Consider the following 18,147-nt stretch of genomic DNA (forward strand, 5'->3'; position numbering starts at 1 on the left):
TCAGAATCGATTTCTCTCCAAATCGCAATGCCTTAGGATTACATGCGATTCCCCTGCCCTCCAGGGGAGGGTAAGAGCCCCCTCACGCCGGCTTCAGCGAGGCCAGCGCGTTCTCCAGGAGCGAGCGGACGCGCGCAGCGTCGCCTGATTTCACCACGGCGGGGTCGAGATAGAGCTCGAGGCCCGGCGCGCGTTCGGTGATGATGCCGCTGTTCTCCGCAGCTTTGTCGTTCAGCGCGTCGACCGAATAGGGAATGACCTCGCGGCTGATGCCCTTCATCGTGATCGCGGGCAGCGCATGGGCGCGGACGATGTCGCTAACGAGGGCGAAGGCCTCGTAGCTCAGCACGATGCCGCCGGGCTCGGCGATCGATTGCAGGCGCGCGGCGAGGTTCGCCTCCGCACCGATGATGGTGTAGTCCATCCGGTCGGCGCTGCCGAAATTGCCGACATTGCAATAGCCCGAGTTGATGCCCATGCGCGAGCGGAACGGCTGCTCGATGCCGGACGCCCGCCATTTCGCGTTCAGCTCGGCAAGGCGTTGCTGCATGCGCCAGGCCATCTGCAGACAGGCCTGTGCATCGGCGCGATCGCCCTTGGTCTCGGGGTCGCCGAAGAAGATCAGCATGGCGTCGCCGATGAACTTGTCGATGGTGCCGCCATATTCGTGGGCGATGGCCGACATCTCCGTGAAATATTCGTTGAGCAACTGTGTCAGCTGCTCCGGCTGCAGCCGCTCGGCGGTGGCGGTGAAGTTCTGGATGTCGGAGAAGAAGATGGTGAGCTTCTTGCGCTCGGTATGGATGGTGACGTCCTTCTGGCCCGAGAAGATGCTCTTGTAGACCTGCGGCGGGATGTAGCGCGAGATCTTCATCGACAGCGAGGCCAGGAAGTCATTGGCGGATTCGAGCTCCTTGTTCATGTTCTTGATGCGGCGCGCCTGACGGCGCTGCAATGACAGGAACGCCAGTCCGCTCCCGGCGGCGATCACGAAATAGGCCAGCAGGAACTTGAACGAGAAGATGTTGGCGGCAATCGGCTGGGCGATGATCACCTCCTGGATGCCGCGGACATCCCCTACCTTCCAGTCCTTCTTCGGGCTCTCGGGATGGCTGTTGTGGCAGCTGACGCAAGCCGGCCCCATCGTAACGGGGGCAACGAGACGGACCTTGTCGTTGAACAGCGAGGTCTCGGTCTCCACGATCTTCTGCTCGGGATCTTTCCGCAGCGCCTCCAGCGCATCCTTCTCGAACTTGTCGAGCTGATGCGGGGCGCGGTTCTGGAACGGGAAGTCCGAGACGAAGCGGTAGGTGATGTTCTCCTGCTGGGCGCCGATCACCCGGCCGAGCTCCAGCGACAGCGTCGCGGGGATCGGGATCGCGCCAGGCACGGATTCATAATTGTGCACGACCTTGGTGCTGCCGTTGGGGTTGGCGAGCACGCGCCCGACCACGTTGGAGGCGTAGTAGCTGCGCACGCTCGTGATCACCGAATTGAGATCGATCGCCTGGCGCCGCAGCGCCGTTTTGCTGAGCTCGGTCAGGTCCAGCCACACCGCGACCGGAAGGGCGAGCAGGAGGAAGACGATCGCAGCACCCGTGAGGACGCCGCTCTTGCGCTGTTCTTCGGAGATCGCTTGTTTCACGTCGTGGCTCCGTTGTGTGCGAATTTGTCGCAAATCCTTCCGGAATCCGAGACAAAGCATGCGGCGGCACAGAGCCAAGAATTGCCGGCCGGCGCAACCCCATTTGATGGTGGTCGCAGCAAGCGGCTTTTCGTTTGATCACGGATGCTTAAGATCGGCGCCGACCCGCATCCGCGCCGCCGGGAGACGCCCATGACCGAGACCATCCGCATCAAGCGCTTCCAGGCGCGTCCCGTGATCGTGCCGATGAACCTGCCGCTCCAGACCGCGACCGGGGCGGTCGCCAAGGCGCCGCTGGTGCTGATCGACTGCGAGACCGATCAGGGCGCGGTGGGCCATTCCTATCTGTTCTCGCTCACGCCCTCGGCCTTGAAGCCGCTGGCGGCGATGGTCACGGAGATGTCAGACCTCGTCACCGGCGACGAGCTGCTGCCGTTCGAGATCGAACGCAAGCTGAGCCAGCGTTTCACGCTGCTGGGCCTCGCCGGCCTGCAGCGGCTGGCGCAATCCGGCATCGACATGGCGGCATGGGACGCGCTGGCGCGCACGCGCGGCCTGCCGCTCGCCCGCCTGCTTGGCGGCGCGCCGAAGCCGGTGCGCGCCTACAATTCGAAAGGGCTCGGCATCATGCCGGCGGGCGCCGCGGTGGAGGAAGCCCACAAGCTGCTGGCCGAGGGGTTTCACGCCGCAAAGATCCGCGTCGGCCGAAGCGATGCGCGGGAGGATCTCGCCGTCGTGCGCGCGGTGCGCAAGGCCGTCGGCGACGAGGTCACGCTGATGTGCGACTACAATCAGGCGCTGACGGTCACCGAAGCGATCCGCCGCGGTGAGATGCTCGACGACGAGGGCCTCAGCTGGATCGAGGAGCCGATCCGCCACGACGATCATGCCGGCTGCGCCCGCATTGCCGACGCGCTGCAGACGCCGGTCCAGATCGGCGAGAACTTCGACAGCGCGTTTTCCATGCAAGCCGCGCTCTCGGCGGAAGCCTGCGACTACGTGATGCCTGACGTCCAGCGCATCGGCGGCGTCACCGGCTGGCTGCGAGCCGCATCGCTTGCCCATGCCGCCGGCATCGAGATGTCGTCGCACCTGTTCTCTGAGGTCAGCGCGCATCTGCTCTGCGTGACGCCGACCGCGCATTGGCTGGAATATGTCGACTGGGCCGACGCGGTGCTGGCAACGCGGCTGCAGATCAGGGACGGCTTTGCGCTGCCGAGCGAGGAGCCGGGCAACGGGATTGCGTGGGACGAGGCGGCGGTGAGGAAGTATCTGGTGGAGTGACGGGTCTCTCATCTCGCCATTGCAAGCACACCATCTCCTCCCTCGTTGCGAAAGCATGCGACACGGATTAACGATCCGCCATGACCACATGGCGCCCCCATCCCCCATATCCGCGTCGTCGCGATCGGCCTGCACTGGCGCGGCGGGCGGCTGCTGGCGGCCGAGGTGCGCGACGATGCGGGGCGGATCAAGGGCGTGCGCCCGCTCGGCGGCGAGATCGAGTTCGGCGAGAGCTGGCGCGCGGCCTTGGTGCGGGAATTCAACGAAGAGCTCGGCATCGACGTCAGCATCGTGGGCGAGCCGCTGGTGATTGAGAACATTTTTGTGCACGAGGCATCGACCGGGCACGAGGTGATGTTCATCGCGGAGGTCGCGTTTCCGGATGGCGCATTCGCCGGCCAGGAGCGCATCGACTTCCGCGAGGACAACGGAGAGCAAATCGTCGCGCGGTGGTTCGACCTTGCCGATCTCGATCTGGACGGCGGGCCGAGGCTCTATCCGACGGGGCTGAAAGACTTGCTGCTCGGGAGCAAACTCGACGTTCCGTCATCCTGAGGCGCGCACTGCCTCCATGTCGTGATTGCGAGCCACCGGGTCCGCGCGAAACGCACGGCCGATGACAGGCTCCGCGAAGCAGTCCAGAATCCCGTCGCCGAAAGACTCTGGATTGCTTCGCTGCGCTCGCAATGACGGAATGTGGGGCGACAGCATGCCTGCATCGTTGCCGTCACTGTGATCCGCCTCCATCGCGCTTGTAGCGGAAATCGCAATGGGAGGCGCCTTGCATGATAGTCTGCGTGCGCGTGAGCCTGATGTCGGGACCAAAACCTTCCGCGGTGGCAAAGTCCGCGGTGCAGATCAGCAGGAAGCCGAGTTCGGGCTCGCCGAGGGCCTTGTAGAATTCGGCATAGGCGCAGCGCGTCACGTCGAAGGCGAACGCGTCCGCCGCGCCCGTTGCGCTTCGGCGCGGCATCCTTCACTCTGCTATCGCGAGCGAAGGATGGTGGGCACGACAGGGATCGAACCTGTGACCCCTACCATGTCAAGGTAGTGCTCTCCCGCTGAGCTACGTGCCCTAGAGGTCATTTCATCGGTGGGGTCCCTATAACGGCTCACGGGACCCTGCGCAAGGACGGAACGGGGCCGATTTAGGCCGCCAGCATCTTGTTCACTTCGCTGACCAATTCGCGCAGATGCACCGGCTTGGACAGCACCTTGGCGTTCTTGGGGGCGTCCGAATCCGAGTTCAGGGCGACCGCGGCAAAGCCAGTGATGAACATGATCTTGATGTCGGGGTCGAGTTCCGAGGCCCGGCGGGCGAGCTCGATGCCGTCCATTTCCGGCATCACGATATCGGTCAGCAGCATCTCGAACGGCTCTTCCCGCAGCCGCTGATAGGCGGCCATGCCGTTGTCGTGGGACGAGACCTGAAAACCGGCGTTTTCCAGCGCCTTGACCAGGAAACGGCGCATGTCGTTGTCGTCTTCGGCGAGCAGGATCTTTGGCATGGCAGGAAACGTCGAATCCCCAGAGGATATCAGCAGAGGTCACTAAGCCCGACAGAGGGTAAATTTGGGGTGAAAATCTTAACCCTGCGCCGGCCCCGCCGCCGGCTCTTTGTGGACCGGAATGAGGTCTGAATCAATCGAGCCGGACCGGCGCGTCCCCTTCCCGCTGGCCGCACGGTTAAGATCTGTTCCAAGAGGCCATCACATCTTTTCGCTTGGCAGAATGGTTGCGATTCCGGACAATGACGACACATAAGAGCCGCGAGATCGGCCGAATCATTGGACCCGGAGCTTGTCCGGATCGGACGGCACGAAGGGACGAAGCCTGAGAAGATGACCCGCTTTGACGGCGACATGTCGCCAGCCTTCGAGATCTTCGAGCCTGCCGAATGGCGCGCGCCCGTCATCTTCAACTCGCCACATTCCGGCTCGACCTATCCTGAGGAATTCCTGGCGGCGTCGCGGATCGACCTGCCCACGCTGCGGCGGTCGGAAGATTCGTTCATGGACGAGCTGATCGGCCATCTGAGCGCGCGCGGCTTTCCGACGGTGCGTGTCAACTTTCCCCGCTCCTATGTCGACGTCAACCGCGAGCCCTATGAGCTGGACCCGCGCATGTTCACCGGCCGGCTGCCGAGCTTCGCCAACACCCGCTCGATGCGCGTCGCGGGCGGCCTCGGCACCATTCCGCGCGTGGTGGGCGACGGCCAGGAGATCTATCGCGACCGCCTCCTGGTCGACGATGCGCTGGGGCGGATCGAGACGCTGTACAAGCCCTACCATCGCGCGCTGCGCCGGCTGATCAACAAGGTGCACCAGATGTTCGGCACGGTGGTGCTGGTCGACTGCCACTCGATGCCGTCGGTCGGCGTCAGCAGGGACGAGCCGCGCAGGCCCGACGTCGTGATCGGCGATCGCTACGGCACCAGCTGCACGCCGCTCTTGCCCGATCGCGTCGAGGAGACCATGAGCGGGCTCGGCTATTCGATCGGCCGCAACAAGCCCTATGCCGGCGGCTTCATCACCGAGCATTACGGCAATCCCGCGAGCGGCCTGCACGCCGTGCAGCTCGAGCTCAACCGCGCGATCTACATGGACGAGCGGCGGCGCGAGCGCAGCGCTCGCTTTGCGCAAGTGGCCTCCGACTTCGGCGTTCTCGCCGACGTGCTGGCGACCACGATTCCGTTCGCCGATCTCGGCCCATTCCAGGCCGCGGCGGAATAGGACGCAGCTTCCTCCGAAACGACGAGGCCTTCTGAGACGAAGAAGCTTTGCGCGCGACTGCGTTTTCGCTTCGCAAGCTTGCGCGCGCGAAATGAAAACGGCGGGGCTCAGAAAAAAGGGCCGCTCGCGAATGACGCAAGCGGCCCAAGTCTAGGGAGGAAACGCCCAAGGAGGGCAGCGGTAACGCGAGGCGCTACCGCACCGCAACAATATGCGACCGCGCCGCACAAAGTGCAAGGGCTTTTGCGCGGTTTCCCATGCAAATCGCACATGGCTCAGTTGCTTCTATGGAAACCCAGATTCAGTTTCTTTGATAAGGAAATTCAATGGGTTGATAGTCATTTGCATACGAACAAGGCAAGGTCGGAACTAAGATTTCAACTCCATGATCGATATTTGGCCAGCAGATGACTGGAATGGGGCAGCCCGCCGCGGCATCCAAAATACCAGGGCGCAACGCCAAGACAGCGCTGCACGCGGCAGGCGAATTGAGCTAGGCAGGAGGCAAGCTCTCCAACTTCGCTTCGAGGATTTCGCCTGTGACGGTGATCGACTTCTCCGCCTTCATCGGTCGGCTCGCCACCGCCTCCGGCGAAACCATCCTGCCGTTCTTCCGCACCTCGCTGTCGATCGACGACAAGAGCAAGACCAAGGATTTCGACCCCGTGACGGAGGCCGACCGCGCCGCGGAGGCGGTGATGCGGCGGCTGATCAAGGCCAACTTCCCCCAGCACGGCATCGTCGGCGAGGAATTCGGCAACGAGCGCGAGGACGCCGACTACGTCTGGGTGCTCGACCCCATCGATGGCACCAAATCCTTCATCGGCGGCTTTCCAATCTGGGGCACGCTGATCGCGCTGTTGCACAAGGGCACGCCGGTGTTCGGCATGATGCACCAGCCCTTCATCGGCGAGCGCTTTTCCGGCGACAACGGTTCGGCCAATTATAAAGGGCCGTCGGGCGAGCGCCGGCTCCAGGTCCGCCGCTGCGCTTCGCTGTCGGAGGCCACGACTTACACCACCAGCCCCCTGCTGATGAACGAGAGCGACCGCGCCATCTTCGGCCGCATCGAGAAGAGCGCGCGGCTGTCGCGCTATGGCGGCGACTGCTACTCCTATTGCATGCTTGCCGCGGGCCACGTCGACCTCGTGGTCGAGACCGAGCTGAAGCCCTACGACATCGCGGCGCTGATCCCGATCGTGACCGGCGCCGGCGGCGTCGTCACCACCTGGGAAGGCAAGCCGGCCCAGGGCGGCGGCCGCATCGTCGCGGCCGGCGACGCGCGGGTGCACGAGGCAGCGTTGAAGCTTTTGAACCAATAACGACTCTCACGCCTCGACGAAGCCGATCAAGCGCGCGCGCCAGCGTACAACCAGCTCACACCGCCTCGGCCCTGAGATGCTCCACCAGCAGCTTGGCCGGCCTTGGCAGCGCCTTGAAGCTGCGCGCGCAGATCACGAGGCGGCGGTTGGCGAAGGCATCGCGCAGGCGGACCATGGCGAGCGGCATGGTCCTGGCGCAGCGGCGGGCCGCGGCTTCGGGCACCAGCGCCACGCCGACATCGGCCGCGACCATCTGGCAGATCGCGTCGAAGTCGCGCAGGCGCGCGCGGAAATGCGGCCGCATGCCGAGCCGCGCGGCGTGCTTCGAGATGTGCATCTGGAGCGCGGTGGCGCTGGTCAGGCCGACGAAGTCGCAAGTCCCTGCCTCCTGAAAGTCGATCTGGCGGCGGCCGGCGAACGGCCCGCGTTTCGACGTCACCAGCGTCAGGCGGTCCTCGCTGAAGCGGAAACGCTCGATATGCTCAGGCAGGGCGTGCTCGGCGGCGAAGCCGAGATCGGCAGCGCCGGCGGTGATCGCCGCCGCGATGTCGGTGCTCTCGCGCTCCTCGATGTCGATGGCGACGTCGCGATGTTCGCGCAGGAAGCCGGCCAGTGCCCTCGGCAGATGCTCCGACAGGCCCGACGTGTTGGCGAGGAAATGCACGCTGGCGCGCACGCCACTGGCAAAGCCGGCGAGATCGCCGCGCATGGCGTCGATCTGATGGATCACGAGCCTGGCATGATCGAGCAGGCTCTCGCCGGCCGCGGTCAACTCGACGCCGCGACGCCCGCGCTTGAGCAGCGCGACGCCGAGCGCATCCTCGAGCCCCTTGATACGCGCGCTGGCCGAGGCCAGGGCGAGATGTGATCGCTCCGCGCCGCGGGTGATGCTTCGCTGGTCGGCGACCGCGATGAAGAGCTGGAGATCGACCAGGTCGAAGCGCATGCGATGTCTCCCTGAGCTCCCTGAGCCTTCGTTGAGGCCGAAGGCTCTCTCCGTAACCTCCAGATTGTGCCCCCGCGCGGCTTCGGTCAATGTGCTGGCATGATCGACCCGCTGCTCATCCTCATCGCCGCCGTGTTCCTGCTCGCCGGATTCGTCAAGGGCGTGGTCGGGCTCGGCCTGCCGACGGTGTCGATGGGCCTGCTCGCCGTGAGCATGGCGCCGAGCCGCGCCATCGCCATCGTCATCGTTCCCGCCATCGTCACCAACATCTGGCAGACCTTCGTTGGTCCTTATCTGCGCGATATCCTGCGGCGGCTGTGGCCGCTGATGATCGGCACCGTGGTCGGCTGCTGGCTCAACGCCGGCGCGCTGACCGGGCCGCATGCGCGCTACGGCACGATCGTGCTCGGCGCCCTGCTCGTCGTCTACGCCGTGATCGGCCTGAACAAGTTCCAGTTCCGCGTCGCGCCCGAGAACGAGAAATGGGTCGGCGGCGTGGTCGGCATCATCACCGGCGTGATCTCGGCCTCCACAGGCGTGCAGGTGATTCCGTCGATGCCGTTCATGCAGGCGATCGGCATGGAAAAGGACGAGCTGGTGCAGGCGCTCGGGGTGTTTTTCACCACCGCGACGCTGGCGCTCGCCTTCAACCTGACCGCGGTCGGACTGCTCACGCCCGCCAATGTCGTGCCGGGCGCCGTGGGCCTCGCCATGGCCTTCGCCGGCATGTTCGTCGGCCAATCGGTGCGGGCGCGAATGCCGGCGGAGGCGTTTCGCCGCTGGTTCCTGATCGCGATGATCCTGCTCGGCCTGTATCTGGCCGGCAGCGCGCTGGCGACGGAATTCGCTTGAACGAGCTACCGTGTCTCCAGCATGGCGACGCGGATGCCGAGATAGACGAAGAGGCCGCCGAGAGCGCGGTTGACCCAGGCGATCGCGCCCTCGGACTGCCGCAGCCGGTAGGCGGCTCTGGCGGCGAACGCCGCCAGCACCAGGCACCACAGTGTCCCCGTGAAGATGAAGATCAGGCCGAGCGTCAGGAAGGCGAGCGGCTTGTGCGGGGCATCGGCTGCAACGAATTGCGGCAGAAAGGCCAGGAAGAACAGCGCGACCTTCGGATTGAGCGCGTTGGTGAAGACGCCCTGGAGGAAGACCCGCTGCAATGAGCTCCGCGCCGGCTCGTCGATGCTTGCAGCCAGCGCCGGGCGCGACCACAGCATCTGGAGACCGGTCACGACGAGATAGGCCGCGCCGACCAGCTTCAGGATCGAGAAGGCCGTGGACGAGGCCATCAGCAGAGCCGAAAGCCCGATCGCCGCGCCCGCGACATGGACGAAGCAGCCGCAACTGATGCCCAAGGCGGCAGCGGCGCCGCCCCGCCAGCCCATCTGCATGCTGCGGCCGATCACGTAAACCGAATCCGGCCCTGGCGTGATGTTGAGCAGCACGCCCGAGAGGATGAAAAGCCCGATCTCGTGAATGCCCAGCATGAAGGTCCTCCGCTGCCGTCCTGGCGGTCCTGGTTCCGCTTAGTCGGTTCGCCCGTTCCCGTCCACTGCCGGGATTGCGCAGGATTTACCTCGAATTTGCAATGCGGATCATGCTTCCGCTGCGGCGCATCTGCTCTATAAAGGCGGGGTTCTTGAAATGCAGGATTCGCGGCAACCGCCACGCTGTGGCCGGTCACCTGATCCCTTGGAGCTTTGAGGATATGGAAAGACGTCTGGCCGCCATCGTCTGCGCCGATGTCGCCGGCTATTCGCGCATGATGGGCAGCGACGAGGCCGGCACCCATGCCGCCTTCAAGGCCCATCGCGCCGCGATCCATCCGATCATCCTCAATCACGGCGGCCGCGTCGTGAAGAACACCGGCGACGGCTTCCTGCTGGAATTCGCCTCCATCGTCGGCGCCACCGAGGCGGCGATCGCGATGCAGACGCTGATGGCCGAACGCAACCGCCATCTGCCGGCCGACCGCGCCATGCAGTTCCGACTCGGCATCCACATGGGCGACGTCATCGCCGACGAGGACGAGGTCTTCGGCGACGACGTCAACATAGCCGTCCGCCTGGAATCGGTGGCGAGCCCCGGCGGCTTCGCGATCTCGGCCAAGGCCTACCGGGAGGCGAGCAAGCATCTCACCGTGCCGCTGACCGATGCCGGCAACCATCGCTTCAAGAACATCAAGGATGCGATCGGGGTCTTTACCTGGACGCCCGAGGGCGCGCCGGCGCTTGCCCCCGAGCTTCGTGAGGCCTCGGCGCTGTCGCAGCAGTACCGCACCGCGATCGTCGGCGTGCTGCCCTTTGCCAATCTCAGCGACGCCCAGGACGAATATTTCTCCGACGGCCTCACCGAGGACCTGATCCACGCGCTATCGCTGCAATCCTTCTATCGGGTGCTGAGCCGCAACTCGACCTTCGCCTTCAAGGGCAAGAATGTGGGCACCCGGCTGATCGCGCGCGAGATCGACGCCACCTATCTGATCCAGGGCTCGGTGCGGCGCGCCGGCGCCAAGATCCGCGTCACCGCCGAGCTGATCGCGCCAGAGACCGGCGAGCAGCTCTGGACCGGCCGCTACGACCGCGACATCGGCGACCTGTTCGCGATGCAGGACGAGATCACCACCAATTTGTCCGCCGCAATCGCCACCGAGATCGTCCGCGCCGAGGCCTCGGCGCCGGCGCGGCTCTCGACCGACATCTCCGCCTGGGACCGTTTCCTCAAGGGGCTTTCGCATTACTACAGGCAGACCAAGGAGGATCTGGCTACCGCCGTCGAGCTATTCCGCGAAGCCATCCGGCTCGATCCCAAGCTGTCGATCGCGCATGCCTATCTCGCCACGATCCAGATCCAGAGCATCCAGTTCGGCTGGGTCAAGGGCACGCGCGAGATGTGGGCCGAGGCGATGAACCTCGCCGAGACCAGCGTGCGGCTCGACCCGCGCTCCTCCTTCGCGTTCTCGATCCTGTCCTGGGCCCATTCGCTGGAGGGGCATCACGAGGCGGCAATGGACGCCGCCAAGCGCGCGGTCGCGCTCAATCCTTACGACAATGGCGCGCGCGGCGTGCTTGGCATCTGCCATTTCATGATCGGCGAGCATCGCGAGGCGATCGAGCTGTTCTCGATGGCGTCGCAGCGCGACAACAGCGACCCGCGCTACCAATGGGCGGCGCTGAACGCGTTCAGTCATTATCTTCTGCGCCAATATGACGCGACGCTGTCGTGGGCCCGCGAGCAGCTCTACATCAACCCAAATCACATGCAGGCGCTGGCGATCCGCGCCGCGGCGCTGGCGCAGCTCGGGCGAAGCGACGAGGCCAGCGAAGCCGTGAGCGTGCTGATGGCAAATTATCCAATGCTGAACGTCGACAGGCACTTGCGCAACTTCCACTGGAAGCGGCCCGAGGATATCGCCCATTATCGCGAGGGGCTGCTGAAGGCCGGCGTACCGCTCGGCAAGCTGACGCTGGTGCAGAGCGACGTGAGACGGGCCGCCGAATCCTGAGCGAAAGGGCCGCAGGCCCGACGTGGTTCCGGTGCGACCGCCTGCTCGTGTTGACACGACAGTGAAATGGGCCACACTCGTCACACGCTGAAGTAGTATATCGTGCTGTCGGTTTGTTAGGACTTTCCGCGCTCTAACAGCGCGCCTGCTTTTCAAGATTCGCTGCTTTCAGGATTTGGGCCATGCATCACCCCGCTTCGAAGCCGCCCCTCGATCCCTCGATTCCAGTCTCGCCGAACAATCCCTGCCCGTTCCTGCGCGGCCTCGTCGGCGAAGGCTTCGTCGAGGGCGGCACCGTCCCGCTCAACACGCTGTCGCAGACCATCGCCAATGCGACCGGCGAGACGGGGCTGAAGAAGGTCTCGGCCCGCATCCAGGTCCGCGGCGTCGCGATGATCGCCAACGGCGTCAAGCACATTCTCAAGAGCATCTTTTCGGGCGCGCAGCTCGACGCGCTGCGCGGCGGCCCGCTGGACAAGCGCGGCGCCGGTTCGCGCATCCTCGGCGTCGACGGCAAGGTCGACGAGGACGAGATCGCGCGGCTCGCGAGCTTCGGCCGGAGCTACACCGACCCGAACACCGGCAGCAGCGAGCCCGGCCTCAACGCCGCGGAAATCAAGACCTTCATGCGCGACAACCTCAAGCGCGCCGGCAGCGCCGCTCGCTGGTACTACCCGCTGCTGATGAAGTTCGAATGGCCCATACTTTTGAAGATCATCGGCAAGGGCAAGCAGGGCGAAGAGCGCTATCTCAGCATGGCCGACGTGCGCACGCTGTTCGAACAGCGCCAATTCCCCGACCGCATCAACCAGCGCATCGTGTCGCAGCCGCTGCTGTCGTCCTGCCAGCTCCGCTTTCGCTGGGCGGTCGCGCTCACGGCGCTCGTCATCGGCCTTGGCCTCGCCGCCCTGGTCGCGGTCGCCGAATTCCCCAACCAGGTTCGCGCCATGCTGCCGCAGAAGGGCGTGCTGGTGAATCTCCTGCCGCCGCCCCTGCCGGCGATGCCCGAAACCAAGGCTGCTTACTGGCTCGAGCAAAACTGGTCGCTGAAGGACCGGCACTGGTTCCACCACGCCAGCCAGGGCACCGCGACGTTCCCGGTGCCCTATGAGTGGTTCGTGGCGCTGGAGCAGCCGCGGCTCCACCTGTTCTCCAAGCCGGGCCTGATCAAGGACAGCGCCTATCTCGAGCGCTTCGGCTTCATCCCGAGCCCGCAATCGGTCCAGGTCGACACGGCGACGCTGCGCCGCTTCGGCTACGCCAATGTCTACGAGACCACGCAAGCGTCGGACTGGTCGACGCGCTGGACGCCGGCGGAGAACGTCGACGGCCTGCCGGTCGGCTTCGCGCGCATGACCGGCGTGGTCGATCCCGCGACGAGCCGCCGCGAGGACGACATGATCGGACTGACCTGCGCCGCCTGTCATACCGGCCAGATCCATTACCAGGGCGTCGACGTCCGCTTCGACGGCGGCCCGGCGATGACCGACCTGAAGAAGCTCGAGCTCGCGACCGGCCTGTCGATCGCCTACACGCTGTACGTCCCGTTCCGCTTCCAGCGTTTCGCCGATCGCGTGCTCGGCCCCGACGCCAGCAAGGCGGACCGCGCTGCGCTCAAGCAGAAGCTGAGCACGATCGGCAGCTTCCTGATCGACTGGGCCAAGACCTACGAGAAAACGATCGAAGGCAAGACGACCTGGGACGGCAAGCAGCAGCAGGACACCGAGGAAGGGTTCGGCCGGCTCGATGCCCTCAACCGCATCGGCAACCAGGTGTTTTCGCAGGACCTTGCAATGAGCGGGGTCAAGGGATTCGAGAAGAACCTGCACGCCCAGGACGCGCCGGTCAGCTATCCCGCGATCTGGACGGTGCCCTGGTTCAAGTTCGCCCAATACGACGCCTCGATCGAGCAGCCGCTGATCCGCAACGCCGGCGAAGCCCTCGGCGTCACGGCGCTGCTCAATTTGTCCGACGCCTATCCACAGGACAGGCTATGGCGCTCCTCGGTGAACATCAGGACGCTCGGCTGGATCGAGGACATGCTGAGAGGCCCCGATCCATTCAAGGCGGCTGATGGTCCGAAGTTCGGCGGCCTGCTCGCACCGAAATGGCCCTCGCACATCCTCGGCGATGCCTGGAAGCTGAAGCCCGACCGCGTCGAGCGCGGCCGCGCCATCTACGCGGAGATGTGCTCCGGATGCCATCTGCCTGACATCAACACCCCGGCCTTCTGGTCGTCGAAGCGCTGGGAGCCGAGCGGCGACAGCAAGGTGCTGAATGCGGTCACGATCCCGCTCGACGAGATCAAGACCGATCCCGAGCAGTCCCTGGTTCTCAGCAAGCGGACCGTCGACGTGCCCGGCTTTCTGAAGGTCAACACGGCCGACCTGCAGACATGGTGGCAGTGCGAGATCCCGACTGCGAGCGCTTCGCCCAACGAGATGGTCTATGCGCTCGGCCTCATGACGGTGGTCGACCTCGTCGCCCGCAAATGGATGGACGACGAGAACATCCCCGAGGCCGAACGGGCGCAGATGTGGAATCTCGCGCGCAAGAACTGTCTCAATCCCGCGCCCGATCCGCGCTATCGCGCGAGGCCCTTGAACGGCATCTGGGCCACTGCGCCTTACCTGCACAACGGCTCGGTGCCTTCGCTGTACTGGCTGCTGAAGCCGCAGAACGAGCGTCCGCAAAAATTCTGCATGGGCCGCCGCGACTACGACCCCGACACCGTCGGTTTCGCAGTCGCCGCCGACGAGCGCTGCAAGACCGGTGAAACGGAGTTCTCCGCGACCGGCTCCGACGGCAAGCCGATCCAGGGCAACAGCGTGCTCGGCCATTCCTTCGAGCGCAAGGACGGCGAGCCAAAGCGTCCCGGCGTCATCGGCCGCATGTTCAAGGACGACGCCGAGCGCTACGACCTGATCGAGTATCTGAAGACGCTGTAAGCTGCTTTTCACCTCTCCCCGCTTGCGGGGAGAGGTCGGATCGCTCTTGCGATCCGGGTGAGGGGGTACCGGTCTCTCGACGATCTCGCGTGCGGAGAGAGGCCCCTCATCCCAACCCTCTCCCCGTAAGAACGGGGCGAGGGAGCGCACCGTCTTCTCACTTGAACAGTGGCGTGCCCGGCACGAAGGCGTCGAAGGCGGCCCAGAACTGCGCGCGGTAGCGGTCCTGCTCCTGGAGGATCTCGTGCTTGGCACCGGCGATCACGAGATGGGAGCCGGCGCGCAAATGATAGGCGAATTCCTCGATCGCCGCGGTCGAGACCACGGTATCGTTGGAGGCCGCCAGCATCAGGATCGGTTGGCGGATCTGTGAGGGGTAGTTCACGCGCTTGAAGGTGTGCATCGCGCGGAAGGCGGTATCGGCCCAGGCGACCGTCGGCGAGGCTAGGCCAAGCGTCGGGTCTTCCTCCAGGATCGCGGCGTTGCGCGCATAGCGGACGGGATCGCTGGTCAAGGGATTGTTGATGAAGGGTTCGAGCCCGGTGAGGCGGTCGCTGCCGCCGGGAACGTAGCGGCCGCCCTGCCCGAGCAGGCGCATCGTCTTGAGCAGCGCACGCACCGGCAGCGAGGTGGTGCGCCCGGGCAGGTCGATCATCGGCGCAGACAGCACCATGCGGTCGAACCAGCGCTTGCCGGCATGCGCCACGCGCAGCAGCACCGTGCCGCCCATGGAATGGGCGAGCGCGAAGAATGGCGGCGGGCAATCCGGCAGCACCACCTGCTGCACGAAGGTCTCGACGTCGATCTCGAAATCGGCGAAGTCGCGCACATAGCCTTTGCGCGGATCGCGCAGGCGGCGCGACGAATGGCCCTGCCCGCGCCAATCGATCATCGCCACCGCAAAGCCGCGGTCGCGCAGATCGCGCACGGTCTCGAAATACTTCTCGATCTGCTCGCTGCGCCCGGTGAAGACGCAGACCGTGCCCTTGCGGCCCGCCGGCGGCGCCCAGCGCGCAAAGCGCAGCTCGACGCCATCAGGGGTCTTGATGGTGCCGCTGACGACGTTTTCGGGGACGGGATTGGCGGGAATCGAGACCAGCGTCATTGGGCGGGAAGTGCTGCAAATCAAGGGGCCAAAGCGCCGAAAAGGCGCCTGTCCCGCCCTCTTGAACGCCGTCTCGTTCCACCCATATCATCTTCGTGCAGGCCGCTACCAGTGTTTCGGAACCGGAACATCAGGCTGCACACAGACTAAAGCCCGGCCCGGTTGGCGGGCGGGTTACCAACAGTCGCTCAATGGAGGACTTGACCATGCGTACCTACGATCTCACTCCGTTCTATCGTTCCACCGTCGGCTTCGACCGTCTCTTCAACCTGCTCGACCAGACCAGCTCCGACGGCAGCCCCGGTTATCCCCCCTACAACATCGAGCGCACCGGCGAGAACGCCTACCGCATCACCGTTGCGGTTTCGGGCTTTGCCAAGGATGAGCTCTCCATCGTGGCCAAGGAAAACACGCTGACGATCAAGGGCGAGAAGGTCGCGAACGAGAACTCGAAATCCGAAGTGCTCTACCGCGGCATCGCCGCGCGTGCCTTCGAGCGCGCCTTCCAGCTTGCCGACTTCGTGCAGGTGAAGGACGCCTCGCTCGAGAACGGGCTGCTTCACGTCGACCTCGTTCGCGAGATTCCCGAGGCCAAGAAGCCGCGCCAGATCGCGATCAACGCCGGCGCCAAGGCGCAGGTGATCGAGAACTCCGCCGCGCAGGCCGCCTGAGCCAGGCGACCAAACCCAGCGACTTCCAGGTTGCGAAAACGCCCCGGTGCCCCGGGGCGTTTTTTCGTTGCAATGCATCACAGAGCAGTGAAGGCGTAACACCGCCGTCCCCGTCTCCGTCCTTTGGGCATCGAACCAAAAACACGGAGAAGATCATGTCACTCTGGCGCAGCCTTTTCGTCGCCGCGAGCCTTTTGGCCGCTCCCCTCAACCTCGCTCATGCCCAGACACCGCAGACGGTCAAGGCGAAGAACGTCGTGCTGGTGCACGGCGCCTGGGCCGACGGCTCGAGCTGGTCGGAGGTGATCCCGATCCTGCAGGCTGCAGGCCTGCATGTGACGGCCGTGCAAAATCCGCTGTCCTCGCTCAGCGACTCCGTCGAGACGACCAAGCGGGCGCTGGCCGAGCAGGACGGGCCGACGGTGCTGGTCGCGCATTCCTGGGGCGGCACCGTGATCAGCCAGGTCGGCACCGACCCGAAGGTCACCGGCCTCGTCTACGTCGCCGCACGCGCGCCCGATGCGAACGAGGATTTCGTTGCGCTGTCGAAGCAGTTTCCGACCGCGCCGGCGCGTGCCGGCATCGTCGAGCGCGACGGCTACACCAAGCTCTCGGAAGACGCCTTCCTGAAGTACTTCGCCAACGGCGTGAAGCCGGAGCAGGCCAAGGAGCTCTACGCCGTGCAATGGCCGACGGCGGCCTCGATCTTCGCCGGCCGCACCACGGAGGCGGCGTGGCGCTCCAAGCCGAGCTGGTACGCGGTGTCGAAGAACGACTACACCATCAACCCCGATTTCGAGCGCTTCCTCGCCAAGCGCATGAACGCGACCACGATCGAGCTCGATGCCGGCCACCTCTCGCTGGTGTCGCATCCGAAGGAGGTGGCGAATCTGATCCTGGATGCGGCGGGATATCCGCGGAGCTGAAGCGATCGTCGAAATGGAAAAGGCGCCTGAATGCTCAGGCGCCTTTGTCTTGGCCAACTCTCTCCCAGATGTCGTCCCCGCCTAGTGCGCAATTGCGCACGGGGGCGGGGACCCATAACCCCAGGGAGCGGTTTGGCGAAGACTCGGAGTCCGGTACTCGCACCTCATCCCCACCGATAGATCACGCGGTATGGGTCCCCGCCTTCGCGGGGACGACAGCGACGGTGTGATGAGCGGTGTCGCGCCAAACTCCGGTCGCCCTAATCCAGCCCCTGCGCGGCCGGCATGTCCTGTGTCGGCAGGATCGTCGGAGCCGGCCTGGCCTGACCGACGGTTGGTGCGATTGCTTGCGGAGCGGCTTCGGCCGGCTTGGCTTGCACCACGGCGGCCTGCTGCGCCGGCTGGGCCTGCACTGCCTGAGCCTGCTGCGCGGTAGGCTCGGCCGGCTTCGCGGCGACCGGCGTCTCGGCACGCCGCGGGGCAGCCTTCGGCAGCGGCACGGTGCGGCTTGCCACATGCGGGATCGACGCCGGCGGGCGCGGCGGGCCGCTGCGGACCACGGTCGGCGGCGGCAGTGCGGTTTGCGGCCCGTAAGGCGCGACCGCGCGTTCGTCATAGGAAGGCGCCATGCCATAGGCATCAGTGGCAGGCATGAAGCGGATGATCCGCCCGTCGCGGGCGTCGATCACCAGCCGGCCATCGTCGCCACGGCGGTCGATCACCGCAATGGTGTAGACGCTGCCGCGCAGGCGCGGGATACCGAGCGGCAAGAAGCCGTTTTCGCGCAGCACCGCGTAGACCTCCGTCGACGGCAGCAAGGCCTGTGCCGGGCCGCGTTCTTCGTAGCCGTAGCCATAGCCATAGCCATAACGCGGCGGCGGGGCGGCCTCCGGCGGCGCGTAAGGCCCGTCGAAATCCGAGACCGCGATGACGGCCCCTCGAGCGAAACCGCTCGCGGGAACCTGGGCATGGACCGCACTGGCAGCCAGCACCAACGCGGCGGCCGCCACACATCCTGTGAAAAACTTCATGATCCAGACGCTCCTGTCAGGCCCTCCGG

Annotated in this window: 15 protein-coding genes, 1 tRNA gene and 1 pseudogene; 9 read left to right on the top strand and 8 right to left on the bottom strand. The window is 65.3% G+C overall.

What is annotated here, in order from left to right; genetic code table 11:
* Positions 1-82: 82 nt before the first annotated feature.
* Positions 83-1,645: an adenylate/guanylate cyclase domain-containing protein gene (locus ACM43_RS32535; protein ID WP_271545687.1), complete on the bottom strand. Its 1,563-nt coding sequence runs from the start codon at positions 1,643-1,645 to the stop codon at positions 83-85.
* A gap of 192 nt (positions 1,646-1,837) precedes the next feature.
* Between ACM43_RS32535 and ACM43_RS32540 the strand changes: the two genes are divergently transcribed.
* Both ACM43_RS32540 and ACM43_RS32545 read left to right on the top strand, forming a co-directional pair.
* Complete coding sequence (locus ACM43_RS32540; protein ID WP_271545689.1) at positions 1,838-2,929, top strand: enolase C-terminal domain-like protein; 1,092 nt, start codon at positions 1,838-1,840, stop codon at positions 2,927-2,929.
* 165 nt (positions 2,930-3,094) lie between these two features.
* On the top strand, positions 3,095-3,484 hold the full coding sequence (locus ACM43_RS32545) for an NUDIX hydrolase (RefSeq protein ID WP_442869360.1): 390 nt from the start codon (positions 3,095-3,097) through the stop codon (positions 3,482-3,484).
* Between the two features lie 172 nt (positions 3,485-3,656).
* On the opposite strand, the pseudogene ACM43_RS32550 reads toward ACM43_RS32545, so the two are convergent.
* The 3 genes and pseudogenes from ACM43_RS32550 to cpdR all read right to left on the bottom strand — a co-directional run.
* Positions 3,657-3,872, bottom strand: a pseudogene (locus ACM43_RS32550) (L-2-amino-thiazoline-4-carboxylic acid hydrolase); the annotation flags it as partial.
* 58 nt (positions 3,873-3,930) lie between these two features.
* Positions 3,931-4,005, bottom strand: a tRNA-Val gene (locus tag ACM43_RS32555).
* Between the two features lie 72 nt (positions 4,006-4,077).
* The gene (gene cpdR, locus ACM43_RS32560) at positions 4,078-4,437 is read right to left on the bottom strand and encodes a cell cycle two-component system response regulator CpdR (protein WP_007597092.1); all 360 of its coding nucleotides are present in this window, start codon (positions 4,435-4,437) and stop codon (positions 4,078-4,080) included.
* Positions 4,438-4,770: 333 nt separating this feature from the next.
* Here cpdR and ACM43_RS32565 point away from each other — a divergent pair, with 333 nt between their 5' ends.
* Complete coding sequence (locus ACM43_RS32565; protein WP_036021434.1) at positions 4,771-5,661, top strand: N-formylglutamate amidohydrolase; 891 nt, start codon at positions 4,771-4,773, stop codon at positions 5,659-5,661.
* A 539-nt stretch (positions 5,662-6,200) separates the two neighbouring features.
* Positions 6,201-6,983 (top strand): histidinol-phosphatase, encoded by a 783-nt coding sequence (gene hisN, locus ACM43_RS32570; RefSeq protein ID WP_271545692.1) that lies wholly within the window; start codon positions 6,201-6,203, stop codon positions 6,981-6,983.
* 55 nt (positions 6,984-7,038) lie between these two features.
* Here hisN and ACM43_RS32575 read toward each other — a convergent pair whose 3' ends face one another.
* Positions 7,039-7,929: a LysR substrate-binding domain-containing protein gene (locus ACM43_RS32575; protein ID WP_271545694.1), complete on the bottom strand. Its 891-nt coding sequence runs from the start codon at positions 7,927-7,929 to the stop codon at positions 7,039-7,041.
* Between the two features lie 99 nt (positions 7,930-8,028).
* Here ACM43_RS32575 and ACM43_RS32580 point away from each other — a divergent pair, with 99 nt between their 5' ends.
* Positions 8,029-8,781: a sulfite exporter TauE/SafE family protein gene (locus ACM43_RS32580; protein WP_271545697.1), complete on the top strand. Its 753-nt coding sequence runs from the start codon at positions 8,029-8,031 to the stop codon at positions 8,779-8,781.
* Positions 8,782-8,786: 5 nt separating this feature from the next.
* Here the strand turns inward: ACM43_RS32580 and ACM43_RS32585 are convergent, their stop codons facing one another.
* Positions 8,787-9,419, bottom strand: a complete 633-nt coding sequence (locus ACM43_RS32585; RefSeq protein ID WP_271545699.1) for a LysE family translocator — start codon at positions 9,417-9,419, stop codon at positions 8,787-8,789.
* 221 nt (positions 9,420-9,640) lie between these two features.
* Here ACM43_RS32585 and ACM43_RS32590 point away from each other — a divergent pair, with 221 nt between their 5' ends.
* The gene (locus tag ACM43_RS32590) at positions 9,641-11,437 is read left to right on the top strand and encodes an adenylate/guanylate cyclase domain-containing protein (RefSeq protein WP_271545701.1); all 1,797 of its coding nucleotides are present in this window, start codon (positions 9,641-9,643) and stop codon (positions 11,435-11,437) included.
* A gap of 182 nt (positions 11,438-11,619) precedes the next feature.
* Positions 11,620-14,385 (top strand): di-heme-cytochrome C peroxidase, encoded by a 2,766-nt coding sequence (locus ACM43_RS32595; RefSeq protein ID WP_271545703.1) that lies wholly within the window; start codon positions 11,620-11,622, stop codon positions 14,383-14,385.
* Between the two features lie 157 nt (positions 14,386-14,542).
* Here ACM43_RS32595 and ACM43_RS32600 read toward each other — a convergent pair whose 3' ends face one another.
* Positions 14,543-15,490, bottom strand: coding sequence for an alpha/beta fold hydrolase (locus ACM43_RS32600; protein WP_157282851.1), 948 nt, complete (start codon positions 15,488-15,490; stop codon positions 14,543-14,545).
* 206 nt (positions 15,491-15,696) lie between these two features.
* Between ACM43_RS32600 and ACM43_RS32605 the strand changes: the two genes are divergently transcribed.
* Both ACM43_RS32605 and ACM43_RS32610 read left to right on the top strand, forming a co-directional pair.
* Entirely contained in the window at positions 15,697-16,161 is a 465-nt protein-coding gene (locus ACM43_RS32605; RefSeq protein WP_271545705.1) for an Hsp20 family protein, read from the top strand.
* Between the two features lie 155 nt (positions 16,162-16,316).
* The gene (locus ACM43_RS32610) at positions 16,317-17,087 is read left to right on the top strand and encodes an alpha/beta fold hydrolase (protein WP_271545708.1); all 771 of its coding nucleotides are present in this window, start codon (positions 16,317-16,319) and stop codon (positions 17,085-17,087) included.
* Positions 17,088-17,347: 260 nt separating this feature from the next.
* Here ACM43_RS32610 and ACM43_RS32615 read toward each other — a convergent pair whose 3' ends face one another.
* The gene (locus ACM43_RS32615) at positions 17,348-18,118 is read right to left on the bottom strand and encodes a hypothetical protein (RefSeq protein ID WP_271545710.1); all 771 of its coding nucleotides are present in this window, start codon (positions 18,116-18,118) and stop codon (positions 17,348-17,350) included.
* Positions 18,119-18,147: the final 29 nt, after the last annotated feature.

The sequence above is a fragment of the Bradyrhizobium sp. CCBAU 45321 genome, from assembly GCF_028128975.1.
In the GTDB taxonomy this organism is placed as follows: domain Bacteria; phylum Pseudomonadota; class Alphaproteobacteria; order Rhizobiales; family Xanthobacteraceae; genus Bradyrhizobium; species Bradyrhizobium yuanmingense.